Below are 15269 nucleotides of genomic sequence, written 5' to 3' on the forward strand. Positions count from 1 at the left end.
TAGGTCCTGGAAGGAAGATGTGAGCAGGGTGTTTGTGCAGGTCAGCACGGTCATCAGGAGTGCGGGGTAGGACGCATGCATATCGTGATCATGGGCTGCGGCCGGGTGGGCTCCGCGCTCGCCCAGACCCTGGAGCAGCAGGGGCACACCGTCGCGGTCGTGGACCAGGACCCCACCGCCTTCCGCCGCCTCGGCGCGGGGTTCGGCGGGCGCCGGGTGACCGGTGTCGGCTTCGACCAGGACACCCTGCGCGAGGCGGGCATCGAGGAGGCCGGGGCCTTCGCCGCCGTCAGCAGCGGTGACAACTCCAACATCATCGCGGCCCGGGTGGCCCGTGAGATGTTCGGTGTGGAGAACGTGGCGGCCCGGATCTACGACCCCCGCCGCGCCGAGGTCTACCAGCGTCTGGGCATCCCCACCGTGGCCACCGTCCGGTGGACCGCCGACCAGATGCTGCGGCGGCTGCTGCCGTCCGGCGCGGAGCCGCTGTGGCGCGACCCCAGCGGTGGCGTGCAGCTGGCCGAGGTGCACACCTCCCCCTCGTGGGTCGGGCACAAGGTCAGCAAGCTCCAGGAGGAGACCGGGGTGCGGGTCGCGTTCCTGACCCGGCTCGGCGAGGCCATCCTGCCGACCTCCCAGACCGTGTTGCAGGAGGGCGACCTCGTCCATGTGATGATGCGCACCGACGAGGTCGAGAAGGTCGAGGCGGCCTTCGACGAGGGGCCCGAGGAGGGGAACAACCGATGAGGGTCGCCATTGCCGGAGCGGGCGCCGTGGGGCGCTCCATCGCGGGCGAGCTGCTGGAGAACGGCCACGAGGTGCTCCTCATCGACAAGGCGCCCACCGCCATCTCGGTGGAGCGGGTGCCGCAGGCCGAGTGGCTGCTCGCCGACGCCTGTGAGATCACCTCGCTGGACGAGGCCGCGCTCCAGCGCTGCAACGTGGTCATCGCGGCGACCGGGGACGACAAGGTGAACCTGGTCGTCTCACTGCTCGCCAAGACCGAGTACGGGGTGCCCCGGGTGGTCGCCCGGGTCAACAACCCCAAGAACGAGTGGCTGTTCAACGAGGCGTGGGGCGTCGATGTCGCCGTCTCCACCCCGCGGCTGATGTCGGCGCTGGTGGAGGAGGCGGTGAGCGTCGGCGACCTGGTGCGGCTGCTGCGCTTCAGCCACGGCGACGCCAACCTGGTCGAGCTGACGCTGCCGCCGGAGGCGGCGCTGGCCGGGACCCGGGTCGGGGATGTGGAGTGGCCGGAGGACACCACCCTGGTCACCATCATCCGCGGCACCCGGGTGCTGACCCCGAACAAGGACGATGTCCTGGAGGCGGGCGACGAGCTGCTGTTCGTGGCGGCGCAGGCGCGTGAGGAGCAGCTGGAGGACCTGCTGTCGGTCCGCCGGGAGCCGTCCGCCGGGAGCTGAGCCCCGGGCCGTGACACGGACGAGGGCCCCGGGAACCTCTTCGGTTCCCGGGGCCCTCGTATGCGTCGTACGCGTCGGCCGGCGGCCGTGTCAGGGGAAGCGGGGCGGCCGCCGGTCGGCCGACTCGCCACGGGCCTCGCTCACGATCTGGTCGGTCCACTCCGAGAGCAGCGGGTCGGCGGCCCGCTCGGCCGCGGCCCTGGCGCGCTCACGCTCCCGTTCGGCCTTCTCCTCGGCCTCCATCTCCGCGATGACATCGATCGGCGGCGGGGCCTTCGCGAGGAAGATCCAGGTCAGATAGACACAGAGCAGGAACGGCGGAATGCCCAGCGCCACCTTGACCCAGCCGAGCTGGGTGACGTCCCCCCACCAGTAGAGCGGGAAGAGGATCGCCGACTTGGCCAGCAGGATCAGCCCCCACGCCCAGGTGGCCTTGGTGTAGGCGCGGAAGCGGCCCGGATTGCGGGTGCGCCAGGAGAGGTTCTCCTTGAGCATCGGCCCGAGCAGCACACCGATCAGCGGATAGCGGAAGATCGCCGACACGACGTAGGCGACCGCCAGGCCGAGGGTGTAGAGCATGCCCGGCAGATAGAAGTTCTTGGCGTCGCCGGACATCATGGCGAAGACCGCGCCGAACGCGACCCCGAAGACCCCGCTGAAGGCGTGCTTCAGGGTCTCCTTGCGCGCCAGCCGGGCCAGCGCCAGCAGCACCGTCAGACCGAGCGCGGCGATGGCGGCGAGGTGGATATCGCGCTTGATGGTGTAGAGCAGGACGAAGACCAGGCCGGGGACGGTGGTGTCCACCATGCCCCGTACGCCGCCGAACGCCTCGAGGAGCGCTGTGTCGGCCGCCGCCCTGCTCTGGGCGGCGGTGTCCTGGTCATCGGTGGGGGTCGGCTTGTCGTCTGACGTCACCGGCTACTCCTGTCCGAGCGGTCGGAGTTCGTACTTCGGATTGAACAACACCCGGCGCCCGTGACTCATGGAGATCCGGCCGGAGGCGATCAGCTTGCGGCCCGGTTCTATGCCGATGATGGAGCGACGGCCCAGCCACACCACGTCCAACGCGGCGGTGCCGTCGAAGAGCTCCGCCTCCAGTGCGGGCACCCCGGCTCTCGGCCGTAGTGTGACGGTGCGCAGCGTACCTGTCACCTTGACGATCTGCCGGTCGCCGCAGTCACCGATCTTGGTACAGCCCGCGTCCTCCGCGTCCTGCTGAAGCTCGGCGGAGTGAAGCTCCTCCTGGGAACTCGACAGCCGGTCGAGCATCCGCCGAAAGCGGCCGACCGGCTTGTCACCCTTCTCGGAGGGCTGGCGTACGGAACTCATACGGCCAGCGTACCGGTGAGCCCCTGCCGTAACCCCGTTGTGTCCCGCACCGCTCGCACCGATCACCGCGCGCCCCCGAACACCGCACGCCCCGATCACCGCTCGAAGCGATAGCCCATCCCCGGCTCCGTGATACCGCATCCCCCGGGGGACAACCCCCGGACCCCCGGCCGCACACCCCGACCCGCTGATCACCGCTCGAAGCGATAGCCCATCCCCGGCTCCGTGATGAAGTGCCGCGGATGGGAAGGGTCGACCTCCAGCTTGCGGCGCAGCTGGGCCATGTAGACCCGCAGATAGTTGGTCTCGGTTCCGTAGGAGGGACCCCAGACCTCCTGGAGCAGTTGCTTCTGACTGACCAAACGGCCGGGGTTGCGCACCAGCACCTCCAGCAGATGCCATTCGGTGGGTGTCAACCGCACGTCGCGGCCGTCGCGGTGGGCCTTCTTGGCCGCCAGGTCGACCGAGAACGCCTCGGTCTCGACGGTCACCGGGTCCTCCGACTGCACGGTGGGCTCGGCACGGCGGACCGCGGCGCGCAGCCGGGCCAGCAACTCGTCCATGCCGAAGGGCTTGGTGACGTAGTCGTCCGCTCCCGCGTCCAGAGCCTCTACCTTCTCGTCGGAGGTCTGGCGGGCGGAGAGCACCAGGATCGGCACCCGGGTCCAGCCGCGCAGCCCTTTGATCACTTCCACCCCGTCCATGTCCGGCAGACCGAGGTCGAGCACGACCACATCGGGGTGGCGGGTGGCGGCGAGCCTCAGGGCCGTCGCGCCGTCCGACGCGGCGTCCACCTCGTACTTGCGGGCCTTCAGGTTGATCACGAGGGCGCGTACGATCTGCGGCTCGTCGTCCACCACGAGCACCCGGTTCATCTGGTCTGCCTTCCCATCTGTGTGTTGTCGTCCCGCCCGCCCGGCCGCCCCCCTTCGCGGCTCGGGGGGCCGGTCAGGAAACCGCCCGTGCCGGGAGGTCGGGCCGGACCGGCAGCCGGCCGGGAGCGGCCGCCAGGGTGAGCACCATGGTCATCCCGCCGCCCGGGGTGTCCTCGGCGGCCAGCCGGCCGCCCATCGCCTCGGCGAAGCCTCGGGCCACGGCGAGCCCGAGGCCGACCCCGGCGCTGCGCGGGGCGTCACCGTACCGCTGGAAGGGCTCGAAGATCCGGTCCTTGGCGGTGTCGGGCACTCCGGGGCCGCGGTCGGCGACGCGCAGTTCGACCCGCTCGCCGAGGGCGCTGGCCGAGACCAGCACGGGCGAGTCCGGCGGGCTGTACTTCACGGCGTTCTCCACGATGTTGGCGACGCTGCGCTCCAGCAGCCCGGGGTCGACGGCGACCATCGGCAGCTCCTCGGGGATGTCGAGGGTGACGCTGCCCTCCGGGACGCCGCCGAGCGCCATCGGCACTACCTCGTCGAGGTCGATCTCGCGGATGAGCGGGGTGACGGTGCCGGTCTGGAGCCGGGACATGTCCAGCAGGTTCCCCACCAGGTGGTCGAGCCGGTCGGCGCCGTCCTCGATGCCCTCCAGCAGCTCGGCCTCGTCCTCCTCGGACCAGGCGACGTCGTCCGAGCGCAGCGAGGTCACAGCCGCCTTGATGGCTGCGAGCGGGGTGCGCAGATCGTGGCTGACGGCGGCCAGCAGAGCGGTCCGTATGCGGTTGCCCTCGGCCAGCTCGGTGGCCCGCTCGGCCTCGACGGCCAGCCGCTGCCGGTCGAGGACGACGGCGGCCTGGGCGGCGAAGGCGGCGAGCACCCGGCGGTCCTCGGCGGGCAGCACCCGGCCGGAGAGCGCGAGCGCCATATGGTCGCCGACCGGCATGTCCACATCCGCGTCCTCGGGCCGCTCCGGCGGCCCCGCTCCCCCGGCGCTGCCGACACTGCCCGCGCAGGTCCAGGGGGCGACATCGCTCTCCCGCTCCAGCAGCGCCACGGTGTCCATGCCGAAGGTCTCACGGACCCGCTCCAGCAGCGCCTCCAGGCTGGTCTCGCCGCGCAGCACACTGCCCGCGAGGAAGGACAGCACCTCGGACTCGGCGCGCAGCCGGGCGGCCTGGTGGGTGCGGCGCGCCGCGAGGTCGACGACCGAGGCCACGCTGACCGCCACCGCCACGAAGATCGCTATGGCGACGATGTTCTCGGGGTCGGCGATGGTGAGGGTGTGGGTGGGCGGGGTGAAGTAGTAGTTCAGCAGCAGTGAGCCCACGGCCGCCGAGGCGAGGGCGGGCAACATCCCGCCCAGCAGCGCCGCCAGCACATTGAGGAACAGGAAGAGCAGCACCTCGTTGGCGAAGCCGGGTCCGGCTTCGGAGGCGAGGGTGGCTCCACCGGCCGTGAGCAGCAGCGTGAGCAGCACCGGTCCGGCCACGCCCACCACCCAGCCCGCGATCAGCCGGGAGCGGCCGAGCCGGGCACCGCGCGCCACGGGCAGCCCGCGGCCCTTGGCTACCTCGTCGTGGGTGACGATGTGGACGTCGAGGTCGGGTCCGGAGTCGCGGGCGACGGTGGCGCCCACCCCGGGTCCGAAGATGTACTGCCACGCCTTGCGGCGGCTGGAACCGAGCACGATCTGGGTGGCGTTGACCCCGCGGGCGAACTCCAGCAGCGCCCCGGGGATGTCCTCCCCTATGACGTGGTGGAAGGTGCCGCCCAGATCCTCGACCAGGGTGCGCTGGACCGCCAGCTCCTTGGGGGAGGCTGAGGTGAGCCCGTCGCTGCGGGCGATGTAGACGGCGAGGATCTCGCTGCCGGAGCCCTTGGCCGCCATCCGGGCGGCCCGGCGGATCAGCGTCCGCCCCTCGGGGCCGCCGGTGAGGCCGACGACGATGCGCTCGCGCGCCTGCCAGGTGGAGCGGATGCTGTGCTCGGAGCGGTACTGCTGGAGGTATTCGTCGACCCGGTCCGCGGTCCACAGCAGGGCCAACTCGCGCAGCGCGGTCAGGTTTCCGGGCCGGAAGTAGTTGGACAGCGCCGCGTCGACCTTGTCGCGGGCGTAGATGTTGCCGTGCGCCATCCGGCGGCGCAGGGCCTGGGGCGACATGTCGACCAGCTCGATCTGGTCGGCGCGGCGCACCACCTCGTCGGGCACGGTCTCCCGTTGCCGGACGCCCGTTATCGACTCCACCACGTCGCCCAGCGACTCCAGGTGCTGGATGTTGACGGTGGAGACGACGTCGATGCCCGCCCGCAGCAGTTCCTCGATGTCCTGCCAGCGCTTGGTGTTGCGGGAACCGGGGACGTTGGTGTGGGCGAGCTCGTCGACGAGGGCCACGGCGGGGCGGCGCGCGAGCACCGCGTCCACGTCCATCTCGGTGAAGACGGCGCCCCGGTACTCCAGCTCCCGGCGGGGCACCGCCTCCAGCCCGTGCATCATCACCTCGGTACGGCGGCGGCCGTGGTGCTCGACGAAGCCGACCACGAGGTCGGTGCCCCGCTCGACCCGGCGGTGGCCCTCCGAGAGCATGGCGTAGGTCTTGCCGACTCCCGGGGCCGCGCCCAGGTAGATCCGTAGCTTGCCGCGTCCCATGACCCTATTTTCCCTGCTGTTCCGAATACTCAGCGCTGCGCGAGCCGGGTGAGCGCGATGTTCAGCTTGAGCACATTGACCCGCGGCTCACCGAGGAAGCCGAGCTGACGGCCCTCGGTGTGGTCCTTCACCAGCCGGGCCACCGTGTCCCGCGCCAGTCCGTTGGCCCGGGCGACCCGGTTGGCCTGGAGCTTGGCATAGGCCGGGGAGATGTCCGGGTCCAGACCGGAGCCGGACGCGGTGAGCGCGTCCACCGGCACCCGGGACGGGGAGACGTGGTTGAACTCGGCCACCTGCTTCCGCCGGTCGATGACGGTCTGCTTCAGCACCTTGCTGTCGGCGGCGAGGTTGGACGCGCCGGAGACGACGATCGAGTACTGGGTGTTGTAGGCGTTGGTGCCCGCCGCGGACGGCCGGGGCTGGAAGTAGCGCGGGTCCGGCAGCGGGTTGCCGTCCTTGCCCTTCTTGTCGAGGTCGAAGCGCTGGCCGATGACTTCGGAGCCGACGACCCGGCCGCCGGACGTCACCTCGGAGCCATTGGCCTTGTTGTGGAAGGCGGCCTGGGCGATCCCGGTGACGGCGAGGGGGTACAGCACCCCGCAGACGACGGTGAGCGCCAGCAGGGCGCGCAGCCCCGCGCCGATCAGCCGCGCCGTGCCGCGGACCGAGCTGTTCATGGAGGTCATGGTGGTGGGTCACCCGATCCCGGGGATGAGGGAGATGAGCAGGTCGATGAGTTTGATCCCGATGAACGGGGCGATCAGGCCGCCGAGGCCGTACAGGCCCAGGTTGCGGCGGAGCATCCGGTCGGCGCTCATGGGGCGGTAGCGCACTCCCTTGAGGGCGAGCGGCACCAGCGCCACGATGATCAGCGCGTTGAAGATCACTGCCGAGAGGATGGCCGACTGCGCCGAGGACAGCCGCATGATGTTGAGCGTGTCCAGGCCCTCGTAGCCCGCCACGGCGCCGAACATCGCGGGGATGATCGCGAAGTACTTGGCGACGTCGTTGGCGATCGAGAAGGTGGTCAGCGCGCCGCGGGTGATGAGCAGCTGCTTGCCGATCTCCACGATCTCGATCAGCTTGGTCGGGTTGGAGTCCAGGTCCACCATGTTCCCGGCCTCCTTGGCGGCCGAGGTGCCGGTGTTCATGGCCACGCCGACGTCGGCCTGGGCCAGCGCGGGGGCGTCGTTGGTGCCGTCGCCGGTCATCGCGACCAGCTTGCCGCCCGCCTGCTCCCGCTTGATGAGCGCCATCTTGTCCTCGGGAGTGGCCTCCGCCAGGAAGTCGTCCACCCCCGCCTCGTCGGCGATGGCCTTCGCGGTCAGCGGGTTGTCCCCGGTGATCATCACGGTCTTGATGCCCATCCGGCGCAGTTCGTCGAACCGCTCCCGCATGCCCTCCTTGACCACGTCCTTGAGGTGGATCACGCCGAGCACCCGCGGTCCGTCGGCGTCCTCGATGGCGACCAGCAGCGGGGTGCCACCGGCCGCCGATATCGCGTCGACCGTCTCCTGGGCGTCGGAGGAGACCTCCCCGCCGCGCCGGCCGACCCAGGCGACGATGGCGCCCGCGGCGCCCTTGCGCACCGAGACGCCGTCCACGTCGACGCCGGACATCCGGGTCTGGGCGGTGAAGGGCACAAACGTCAGAGAGTCAGCGTGGCCGAGCTCGCCCTCGTCCCGCGCCCGCAGTCCGTAGCGCTCCTTGGCCAGGACCACGATCGAGCGGCCCTCGGGAGTCTCGTCGGCCAGCGAGGACAGCTGGGCGGCGTCGGCGAGCTCCGCCTCGGACGCCCCGGACACCGGGACGAACTCCGCCGCCTGCCGGTTGCCGAGGGTGATGGTGCCGGTCTTGTCGAGCAGCAGGGTGGACACATCGCCCGCCGCCTCGACCGCGCGGCCGGACATGGCCAGCACATTGCGCTGGACCAGACGGTCCATGCCCGCGATGCCGATGGCCGAGAGCAGCGCGCCGATGGTGGTCGGGATGAGGCAGACCAGCAGCGCGGTGAGCACGATCATGGTCTGCTCGGCGCCCGCGTAGATCGCGAACGGCTGGAGGGTCACCACCGCCAGCAGGAAGACGATGGTGAGCGAGGCGAGCAGGATGTTCAGCGCGATCTCGTTCGGGGTCTTCTGCCGTGCGGCGCCCTCGACGAGGTTGATCATCCGGTCGATGAAGGTCTCGCCCGGTTTGGTGGTGATCTTGATGACGATGCGGTCGGACAGCACCTTGGTGCCGCCGGTGACCGCGGACCGGTCGCCGCCGGACTCCCGGATGACCGGGGCCGACTCACCGGTGATGGCGGACTCGTCCACGGAGGCCACGCCCTCGACGACATCGCCGTCGCCCGGGATGATGTCGCCCGCCTCGCAGACCACCAGATCGCCGATGCGCAGTTCGGTGCCGGGCACCTGCTCCTCGGTGGAGCCGGTCAGCCGGCGTGCCACGGTGTCGGTCTTGGCCTTGCGCAGGGTGTCGGCCTGCGCCTTGCCGCGGCCCTCGGCCACGGCCTCGGCCAGGTTGGCGAAGACCACGGTCAGCCACAGCCAGACGGTGATGGCCCAGCCGAACCAGTCGCCGGGGTCGAGGAAGGCGAGCACAGTGGTGAGCACCGAGCCGATCTCGACCACGAACATCACCGGGGACTTCGCCATGATCCGCGGGTCCAGCTTGCGGAAGGCGTCCGGCAGCGACTTCACCAGCTGCCGGGGGTCGAACAAGCCGCCCGAGACCCGGCCGCCGGAGCCCTCGGGACCGTGGGGGTGCCCGCCCTCGGGTGCGGTGCGTACGGGAGTGGTGGCTGTGCTCATGAGAGTCCCTCCGCCATCGGGCCAAGGGCCAGGGCCGGGAAGTAGGTCAGACCGGTGATGATGAGGATCGCGCCGACCAGCAGCCCCGCGAAGAGCGGCTTCTCGGTGCGCAGGGTCCCCGCGGTCTCGGGGACGGGCTTCTGCTCGGCCAGCGAGCCGGCCAGTGCCAGGACGAACACCATGGGGAGGAAGCGGCCGAGCAGCATGGCCAGGCCGATCGTGGTGTTGTACCACTCGGTGTTCGCGTTGAGTCCGGCGAAGGCGGAGCCGTTGTTGTTGGCGCCGGAGGTGAAGGCGTAGAGCACCTCGGAGAAGCCGTGGGCGCCGCTGTGGTGCACCGAGTTCCCGGCGGTGTTGAGGATCGAGTCCGGCGGGGTGGACAGCGCCATCGACAGCGCGGTGAAGCAGAGCACCAGGGTCGGGGTGATCAGGATGTAGCAGGCCGCGAGCTTGATCTCGCGGGAGCCGATCTTCTTCCCGAGGTACTCGGGGGTGCGGCCGACCATGAGGCCGGCGATGAACACCGCGATGATCGCCATGATCAGCATGCCGTAGAGGCCCGAGCCCACACCGCCGGGGGCGATCTCGCCGAGCATCATGCCCAGCATGGTGAGCCCGCCGCCGAAGCCGGTGAAGGAGGAGTGGAAGGAGTCCACGGCGCCGGTCGAGGTCAGGGTGGTGCTGGTGGCGAAGATCGCGGAGGCGCCGACGCCGAACCGCTGCTCCTTGCCCTCCATCGCGCCGCCCGCCTCCTGGAGCGCCGCACCGCCGTGGTGGAACTCGGTCCACATCATCAGCGCCGTGAAGCCGAGCCAGATCAGGCCCATCGCGGCAAGGATCGCGTAGCCCTGCCGGATGTTGCCCACCAGCTTCCCGAAGGTGCGGGTCAGCGCGAAGGGGATGACCAGGATCAGGAAGATCTCGAAGAGGTTGGTGAAGCCGCTCGGATTCTCGAACGGGTGGGCGGAGTTGGCGTTGAAGTAACCGCCACCGTTGGTGCCCAGCTCCTTGATGACCTCCTGCGAGGCTACGGCGCCGCCGTTCATCTGCCGGCTGCCGCCGGTGAGCTGCCCGACCTCGTGGATGCCCGCGAAGTTCTGGATGGCGCCGCAGGCGACCAGCACCAGCGCGCCCACCACCGCGAGGGGGAGCAGGATGCGGACCGTGCCGCGCACCAGGTCGGCCCAGAAGTTGCCGAGCTCACCGGTGCGCGAGCGGGCGAAGCCCCGGACGAGCGCGATGGCCACGGCCATGCCGACGGCGGCGGAGACGAAGTTCGCCACCGCGAGCCCGGCCGTCTGGACGACGTGTCCCATGGACTGCTCGCCCGCGTACGACTGCCAGTTGGTGTTGGCGACGAAGGACGCGGCGGTGTTGAACGCCTGGTCCGGGCTGATCGAGGTGAAGCCGAGCGAGAGCGGCAGGCTGCCCTGAACCCGCTGCAACAGGTACAGGAACAGGACGCCCACCAGGGAGAACGCGAGGACTCCGCGCAGATAGGCGGGCCAGCGCATCTGGGTGGACGGGTTGGCGCCTATGCAGCGGTAGATCCACTTCTCGGGGCGCAGATGCTTTTCGGAGCTGTAGACGGCGGCCATGTAGTCGCCGAGCGGTCGGTACACCAGGGCGAGCGCGCCGATCAGCGCGGCCAGCTGGAGCACCCCAGCGAGTTCGGGGCTCATGTGCGGGACCTCAGAACCTCTCCGGGAAGATCAGCGCGAGGACCAGATAACCCAGCAGTGCGACGGCCACGACCAGGCCGACAACGTTCTCGGCGGTCACAGCTTCGTCACCCCTCTGGCGACGACGGCCACCACCGCGAACACCGCGATCGTGGCGACGACGAAGGCCAGGTCGGCCATCGTGGGCTCCTAGAGGCTCGAATACGAACGGACCCCTAGAGGAAACCCCCGCCCAGAGCACTCGACGACACCCGTTGACGGCTCCCTTACGGCCATTGGCGCCCTTTTGACGCATCCCTGACGCCGACCGCTCCCACCTGCGAAAAGCGGTGGGCCGTACTCCGCAGAGAAGAGTACGGCCCACCCGTGAACGCTCACATCAGGCCACGCCTTACGCCAAGGGCTCAGCCTGATCCGAGCGAGCGGCCCGCCAAGGCGCCGAGACCGGAGGGGGCGGTCACGCCCTGGCGGGAGAACGAGCCGGAAACCGGGGGACGGCTGATCCGAGCGTCGGCCGCGGCCGACGCCGTGGCATCACGCCGACCCGACGGATCCGACAGATCCGCCGACGCGGCTCCGGCGACGACGGGCCCACAGGTGACACCGCCGATGGCAGCAGCGACGACGCGCCGACGGAGCCGTAACGGAATGCGGTGCGCCATCTGATCTCACCTCGTCGAGGTCGAACCGGGGTGGGCCGGGGAGGTCTCGCACCCAGGAGTACGGCTCGTGGGGCAACCGCGTTCAATGAGCCCGGAAAAAAGCCGAAGGGGCCCGGGGGCACTGCCCCGGGCCCCTTCGGACCTGGCCTTCCCTGTGCGCGAAAGCGTGCGCGGGAGGAGCCTCAGCGCACCTCGCTGATCTCCGGACCGCGCTGGAGGCGGTCGGCGCCGCCCGCGAACCGCGAGCCCTGTGCCTCGTCCTGCTGCACCCCGTCGGGCACCATCTGGGCGTCCTCCGGCAGCTTGAGCACGATCGGATCGCGCGGGGCCATCGGGCCCTCACCGCGCACCACGACCGTGTCCTGGAAGATCGCCTCCAGCAGACTGCCGGTCTCGGGCTGCACCGCCCCCTGCCCGGAGATCACTCCACGCAGGAACCAGCGCGGTCCGTCGACGCCGATGAAGCGGACCACCTGCACGCCGTTCTTCCCGTCGGGCAGCTGCACCGGCACCTGAGCGCGCAGCTCCCAGCCGAGCGGTCCCTCGACCTCGTCGACCACGCCACCCTGCTGGGTGATGCCGGTGGCGATCTCGTCCCGGACCTCGGTCCAGATGCCTTCCTTCTTGGGCGCGGCGAACGCCTGGAGCTGCACGGCGCTGTCCCGCAGCACCACGGTGGCGGCGACGATCGCGTCCCCCGCGACCTCCACCCGCAGCTCCATGCCCTCGACACCCGGGACCAGCATGCCGCCCAGGTCCACCCGACCCTCGCCGGGCTCACGCACCTCGGATACGTCCCACGGGCCGTCGGGGCGCGGCGCGGGCGGCAGGCTCACCCGGGCGGCCTCCACCGCCTCGGAGTCCTCCGCGTCCTCCGCATCCTCGGTCAACTCATCGGAGGCCACGTCGAGCGCCTCGACGTCCTCCTCGCTGCGCTTGCGGCGACGTCCGAACACGTCATCGTCCTTCCCGGTCGGAACCGACCGAAGCGTATCCATTCCCACCCTTTGTGCCGTCCACGGCGGCGTGGCCGCCGGTGGACCCGAAGCCCCCTTCGGCCCGCGCCGACCCGGGAAGCTCCGCCACCTCGTGGAAGCGCACCTTCTCGACCTGCTGGACGACCAATTGGGCGATCCGGTCGAAGCGCTCGAACCGCACGCTCTCGCGCGGATCGAGATTGACCACGATCACCTTGATCTCTCCACGGTACCCGGCATCGATGGTCCCCGGGGCATTCACCATGGCGATGCCACAGCGGGCGGCGAGTCCGGACCTCGGATGCACAAAGGCGGCATACCCCTCCGGCAGCGCGATAGACACCCCGGTGGGCAGAACCGTGCGCTCCCCCGGGGCGAGCTCCGCGGCCTGGGTGGTGACCAGATCGGCGCCCGCGTCGCCGGGGTGAGCGTACCCGGGGAGCGGCACCTCGGGGTCGACCCTGCGGATCAGCACCTCGACCGGCTGCGGACTCACTGATTCACCTCGCACACACGCGCAAGCTTCGCCTGGTCCGGGTCGGCGATCGCCGCGTTGATCTCTTCCGCCCGCCCGTTCTTGATGAAGTGATCCACCTGCACCTCTATGAAGAGGGCGTCCGCGCGGACGGCGATGGGGCCGTCGGGGGCGTCGATCCGGCCGGTGGCGGTGCAGTAGATCTTCCGGCCGTGCACGGCGGTCACCCGCGCCTGAAGGTGCAGCACCGTGCCGACCGGGACGGGACGGGCGAAGTCGGTCTCCAGCCGCCCGGTCACCGCGATCACCCGCTGCATCCAGTTGAGCGCCCCCAGTGTCTCGTCCAGCGCCGCGCTCAGCAGCCCGCCGTGAGCCAGCCCCGGAGCGCCCTGATGGACGGGGCGCACCTCGAACTCGGCGGTGACGGCGACGCCCTCGTCGGCGCGAGCCCGGAGAAGCAGACCGCTCTCCTGGTCACCGCAGCCGAAGCACTGGTGGTTGTGGGCGTCGAGAAGCTCCCCGGGCGCGGGCGCGTCAGGGGGGCGCACGGGTGCCCTGGCGCCCTCCGGCGGCTTCAGCGCTGTCGTTGTTCCACTCACAACGGCTGACCTTACCCGCGCGGACAGCCGGGATCGGCGGCCATGCCAAGCTGATAGGCATGCAGCCTTACGACGAACGCCTCACCGCGCCCCGTTCCTGGTGGTTCATCGCCCTGATGGTCGGGGTCGCCATGGGGCTGATCATGCTGCCGTTCGGCACCCTGCCGATGCTCGGGGGTCTGATCGGCGGCAGCGCACTGGCCGCCGTCGCGGTGAGTTCGTACGGCTCGGCGCGGGTGCGGGTGGTGGCGGGCTCACTGGTGGCAGGAGACGCGAAGATCCCGGTGTCGGCGCTGGGGACCGCCGAGGTGCTGGACGCCGACGAGGCGACCGCCTGGCGCTCCTACAAGGCCGATCCACGGGCGTTCATGCTGCTGCGCAGCTACATCCCCACCGCACTGCGGGTGGAGGTCACCGATCCGCAGGACCCGACGCCCTATGTGTATGTGTCGACCCGGGACCCCAACGCCCTCGCCGCCGCCCTCGCGGCGGTGCGCTCGGACGCCTCGTAGCTCCCCGCGGGGCCGAGGGCCCGGGGGCTCATTCGGCTTCATTCGGCTTCATTCGGCTTCATTCGGCTTCATTCAGCCAGCGGGACCAGCTCGCTCCAGGGGATCTGCTTGGCGCGCAGATCCTTGCGGATTTTCCGCGCGAGCCTCTTGGTGTCGCGCCGGTTCATGGCGGCCCCGACGGCCGCGCCCACCATGAAGGGGGTCAGCACCGGCAGATTGCGGAAGCTGCGCCTGATCACCTGCTGACGCATCTCGAGCCGCATCTGGACGCCCAGGGCGGCGTTGACGGCGGCGGGGGCCGTGACGTCGATCCCGCGCTCCGCGGCCCACGCCCCGAGACATGCGGTGGCACGCTGGCGCACTCCGCCGGGCGGCCGCAGCCCGTAGACCTCGTGCAGCTCGGCGATGAGCTTGATCTCTACGGAGGCCACCCCGATGATCTCGGCGGCCAGTTCGGTGGGCATGGCGGGCGGCGTAGGAAGCATGGCCGCCGCCCCGACGCCCGCGCCCACGGTGGAGGTGCCGTGTACGGCACCCGCCACCAGCTTGTCCGCGATCTCCTCCGGACCGAGCCCGGGGAACTGCCGACGCAGTGTCTCCAGGTCGCGGACCGGGATCCGTGGAGCGTTCGCGATGATTCGGTCGGCGACCGCGTAAACCCCCGCTCTCGCACGCTCGCCGCCTGAGCGGACACCACGGCCCAGGGCGCTCGCGAGCGAGGCCGTCCGGCCTCGCTCGGGGTGCGCCTCGGTCACGCTGCCGTGCTCCGCGTCCACGCCTGCGTCGTGGCTCAGGCCGCGCAGTCGCGGCAGATCGGCTGGCCGTTCTTGGTCTCGTTGGCCAGCTGGCTGCGGTGGTGCACGAGGAAGCAGCTCATGCAGGTGAACTCGTCCGCCTGGCGGGGCAGTACCCGCACGGACAGCTCCTCATTCGAGAGGTCCGCGCCGGGCAGCTCGAGGCCCTCGGCCTGCTCGAACTCGTCCACGTCGACGGTCGAGGCGGACTTGTCGTTCCGCCTGGCCTTCAGCTCCTCGATGCTGTCCTCGTTGACGTCATCGTCGGTCTTGCGTGGGGTGTCGTAATCCGTTGCCATGTCGCTCTCCCCCTCTGGGTGTCTGCGGTGTCTCCAGCGCACGTAACGCGTGAGAGGCCGGACTTGTGCCCGACCCGAGGCGGAGATTTTGCCTCACATCAAGGTCTGTTACTCAATCGACACCCAACCGCACCCCTGAAGAGGTGATCGGGTTGGATGGCCATCGGGACCGTACACG

General features: G+C 70.4%; 16 protein-coding genes. 3 read left to right on the forward strand and 13 right to left on the reverse strand.

Annotated elements, in window-relative coordinates; translation table 11 throughout:
* The first annotated feature begins 75 nt into the window (after positions 1–75).
* Both AC4BEG_RS08095 and AC4BEG_RS08100 read left to right on the forward strand, forming a co-directional pair.
* On the forward strand, positions 76–747 hold the full coding sequence (locus AC4BEG_RS08095; protein ID WP_201878585.1) for a potassium channel family protein: 672 nt from the start codon (positions 76–78) through the stop codon (positions 745–747).
* Positions 744–1424 carry a potassium channel family protein gene (locus AC4BEG_RS08100; RefSeq protein WP_362446970.1) on the forward strand — a complete coding sequence of 227 codons (681 nt, stop codon included), beginning with the start codon at positions 744–746 and terminating at the stop codon, positions 1422–1424. The genes AC4BEG_RS08095 and AC4BEG_RS08100 overlap by 4 nt, the downstream gene beginning before the upstream one ends.
* 90 nt (positions 1425–1514) lie before the next feature.
* Here AC4BEG_RS08100 and AC4BEG_RS08105 read toward each other — a convergent pair whose 3' ends face one another.
* The 11 genes from AC4BEG_RS08105 to AC4BEG_RS08155 form a co-directional block, all read right to left on the reverse strand.
* On the reverse strand, positions 1515–2339 hold the full coding sequence (locus AC4BEG_RS08105) for a DUF3159 domain-containing protein (protein WP_490705222.1): 825 nt from the start codon (positions 2337–2339) through the stop codon (positions 1515–1517).
* A 3-nt stretch (positions 2340–2342) separates the two neighbouring features.
* The gene (locus AC4BEG_RS08110; protein ID WP_201878581.1) at positions 2343–2753 is read right to left on the reverse strand and encodes an OB-fold nucleic acid binding domain-containing protein; all 411 of its coding nucleotides are present in this window, start codon (positions 2751–2753) and stop codon (positions 2343–2345) included.
* A 191-nt stretch (positions 2754–2944) separates the two neighbouring features.
* On the reverse strand, positions 2945–3628 hold the full coding sequence (locus tag AC4BEG_RS08115) for a response regulator (RefSeq protein ID WP_201878579.1): 684 nt from the start codon (positions 3626–3628) through the stop codon (positions 2945–2947).
* A gap of 73 nt (positions 3629–3701) precedes the next feature.
* Positions 3702–6275 carry a DUF4118 domain-containing protein gene (locus tag AC4BEG_RS08120; RefSeq protein ID WP_490705223.1) on the reverse strand — a complete coding sequence of 858 codons (2574 nt, stop codon included), beginning with the start codon at positions 6273–6275 and terminating at the stop codon, positions 3702–3704.
* 29 nt (positions 6276–6304) lie between these two features.
* Complete coding sequence (gene kdpC, locus AC4BEG_RS08125) at positions 6305–6952, reverse strand: potassium-transporting ATPase subunit KdpC (RefSeq protein ID WP_490705224.1); 648 nt, start codon at positions 6950–6952, stop codon at positions 6305–6307.
* Between the two features lie 18 nt (positions 6953–6970).
* On the reverse strand, positions 6971–9091 hold the full coding sequence (kdpB, locus tag AC4BEG_RS08130) for a potassium-transporting ATPase subunit KdpB (protein ID WP_490705225.1): 2121 nt from the start codon (positions 9089–9091) through the stop codon (positions 6971–6973).
* On the reverse strand, positions 9088–10773 hold the full coding sequence (gene kdpA / locus AC4BEG_RS08135) for a potassium-transporting ATPase subunit KdpA (RefSeq protein ID WP_490705226.1): 1686 nt from the start codon (positions 10771–10773) through the stop codon (positions 9088–9090). The genes kdpB and kdpA overlap by 4 nt, the downstream gene beginning before the upstream one ends.
* A 10-nt stretch (positions 10774–10783) precedes the next feature.
* Positions 10784–10873, reverse strand: coding sequence for a K(+)-transporting ATPase subunit F (gene kdpF, locus AC4BEG_RS08140; protein WP_009326374.1), 90 nt, complete (start codon positions 10871–10873; stop codon positions 10784–10786).
* Positions 10874–11617: 744 nt separating this feature from the next.
* A complete protein-coding gene (locus tag AC4BEG_RS08145; protein ID WP_490705227.1) occupies positions 11618–12391 on the reverse strand; it encodes a DUF3710 domain-containing protein in 774 nt (257 codons plus the stop codon).
* Position 12392: 1 nt separating this feature from the next.
* Positions 12393–12908: a dUTP diphosphatase gene (gene dut, locus AC4BEG_RS08150; RefSeq protein ID WP_490705228.1), complete on the reverse strand. Its 516-nt coding sequence runs from the start codon at positions 12906–12908 to the stop codon at positions 12393–12395.
* Positions 12905–13486, reverse strand: coding sequence for a PaaI family thioesterase (locus AC4BEG_RS08155; RefSeq protein ID WP_490705229.1), 582 nt, complete (start codon positions 13484–13486; stop codon positions 12905–12907). Before AC4BEG_RS08155 ends, dut begins: the two co-directional genes overlap by 4 nt.
* Positions 13487–13545: 59 nt before the next feature.
* On the opposite strand from AC4BEG_RS08155, the gene AC4BEG_RS08160 reads away from it, so the two are divergent.
* Positions 13546–13998 carry a DUF3093 domain-containing protein gene (locus AC4BEG_RS08160; RefSeq protein WP_490705230.1) on the forward strand — a complete coding sequence of 151 codons (453 nt, stop codon included), beginning with the start codon at positions 13546–13548 and terminating at the stop codon, positions 13996–13998.
* A gap of 68 nt (positions 13999–14066) precedes the next feature.
* Here the strand turns inward: AC4BEG_RS08160 and AC4BEG_RS08165 are convergent, their stop codons facing one another.
* Positions 14067–14774 carry a hypothetical protein gene (locus AC4BEG_RS08165; RefSeq protein WP_490705231.1) on the reverse strand — a complete coding sequence of 236 codons (708 nt, stop codon included), beginning with the start codon at positions 14772–14774 and terminating at the stop codon, positions 14067–14069.
* Positions 14775–14788: 14 nt separating this feature from the next.
* Positions 14789–15091 (reverse strand): DUF4193 domain-containing protein, encoded by a 303-nt coding sequence (locus tag AC4BEG_RS08170; protein ID WP_014175864.1) that lies wholly within the window; start codon positions 15089–15091, stop codon positions 14789–14791.
* Between the last annotated feature and the right edge of the window lie 178 nt (positions 15092–15269).

This window comes from Streptomyces sp. JLBJ103, from assembly GCF_058215575.1.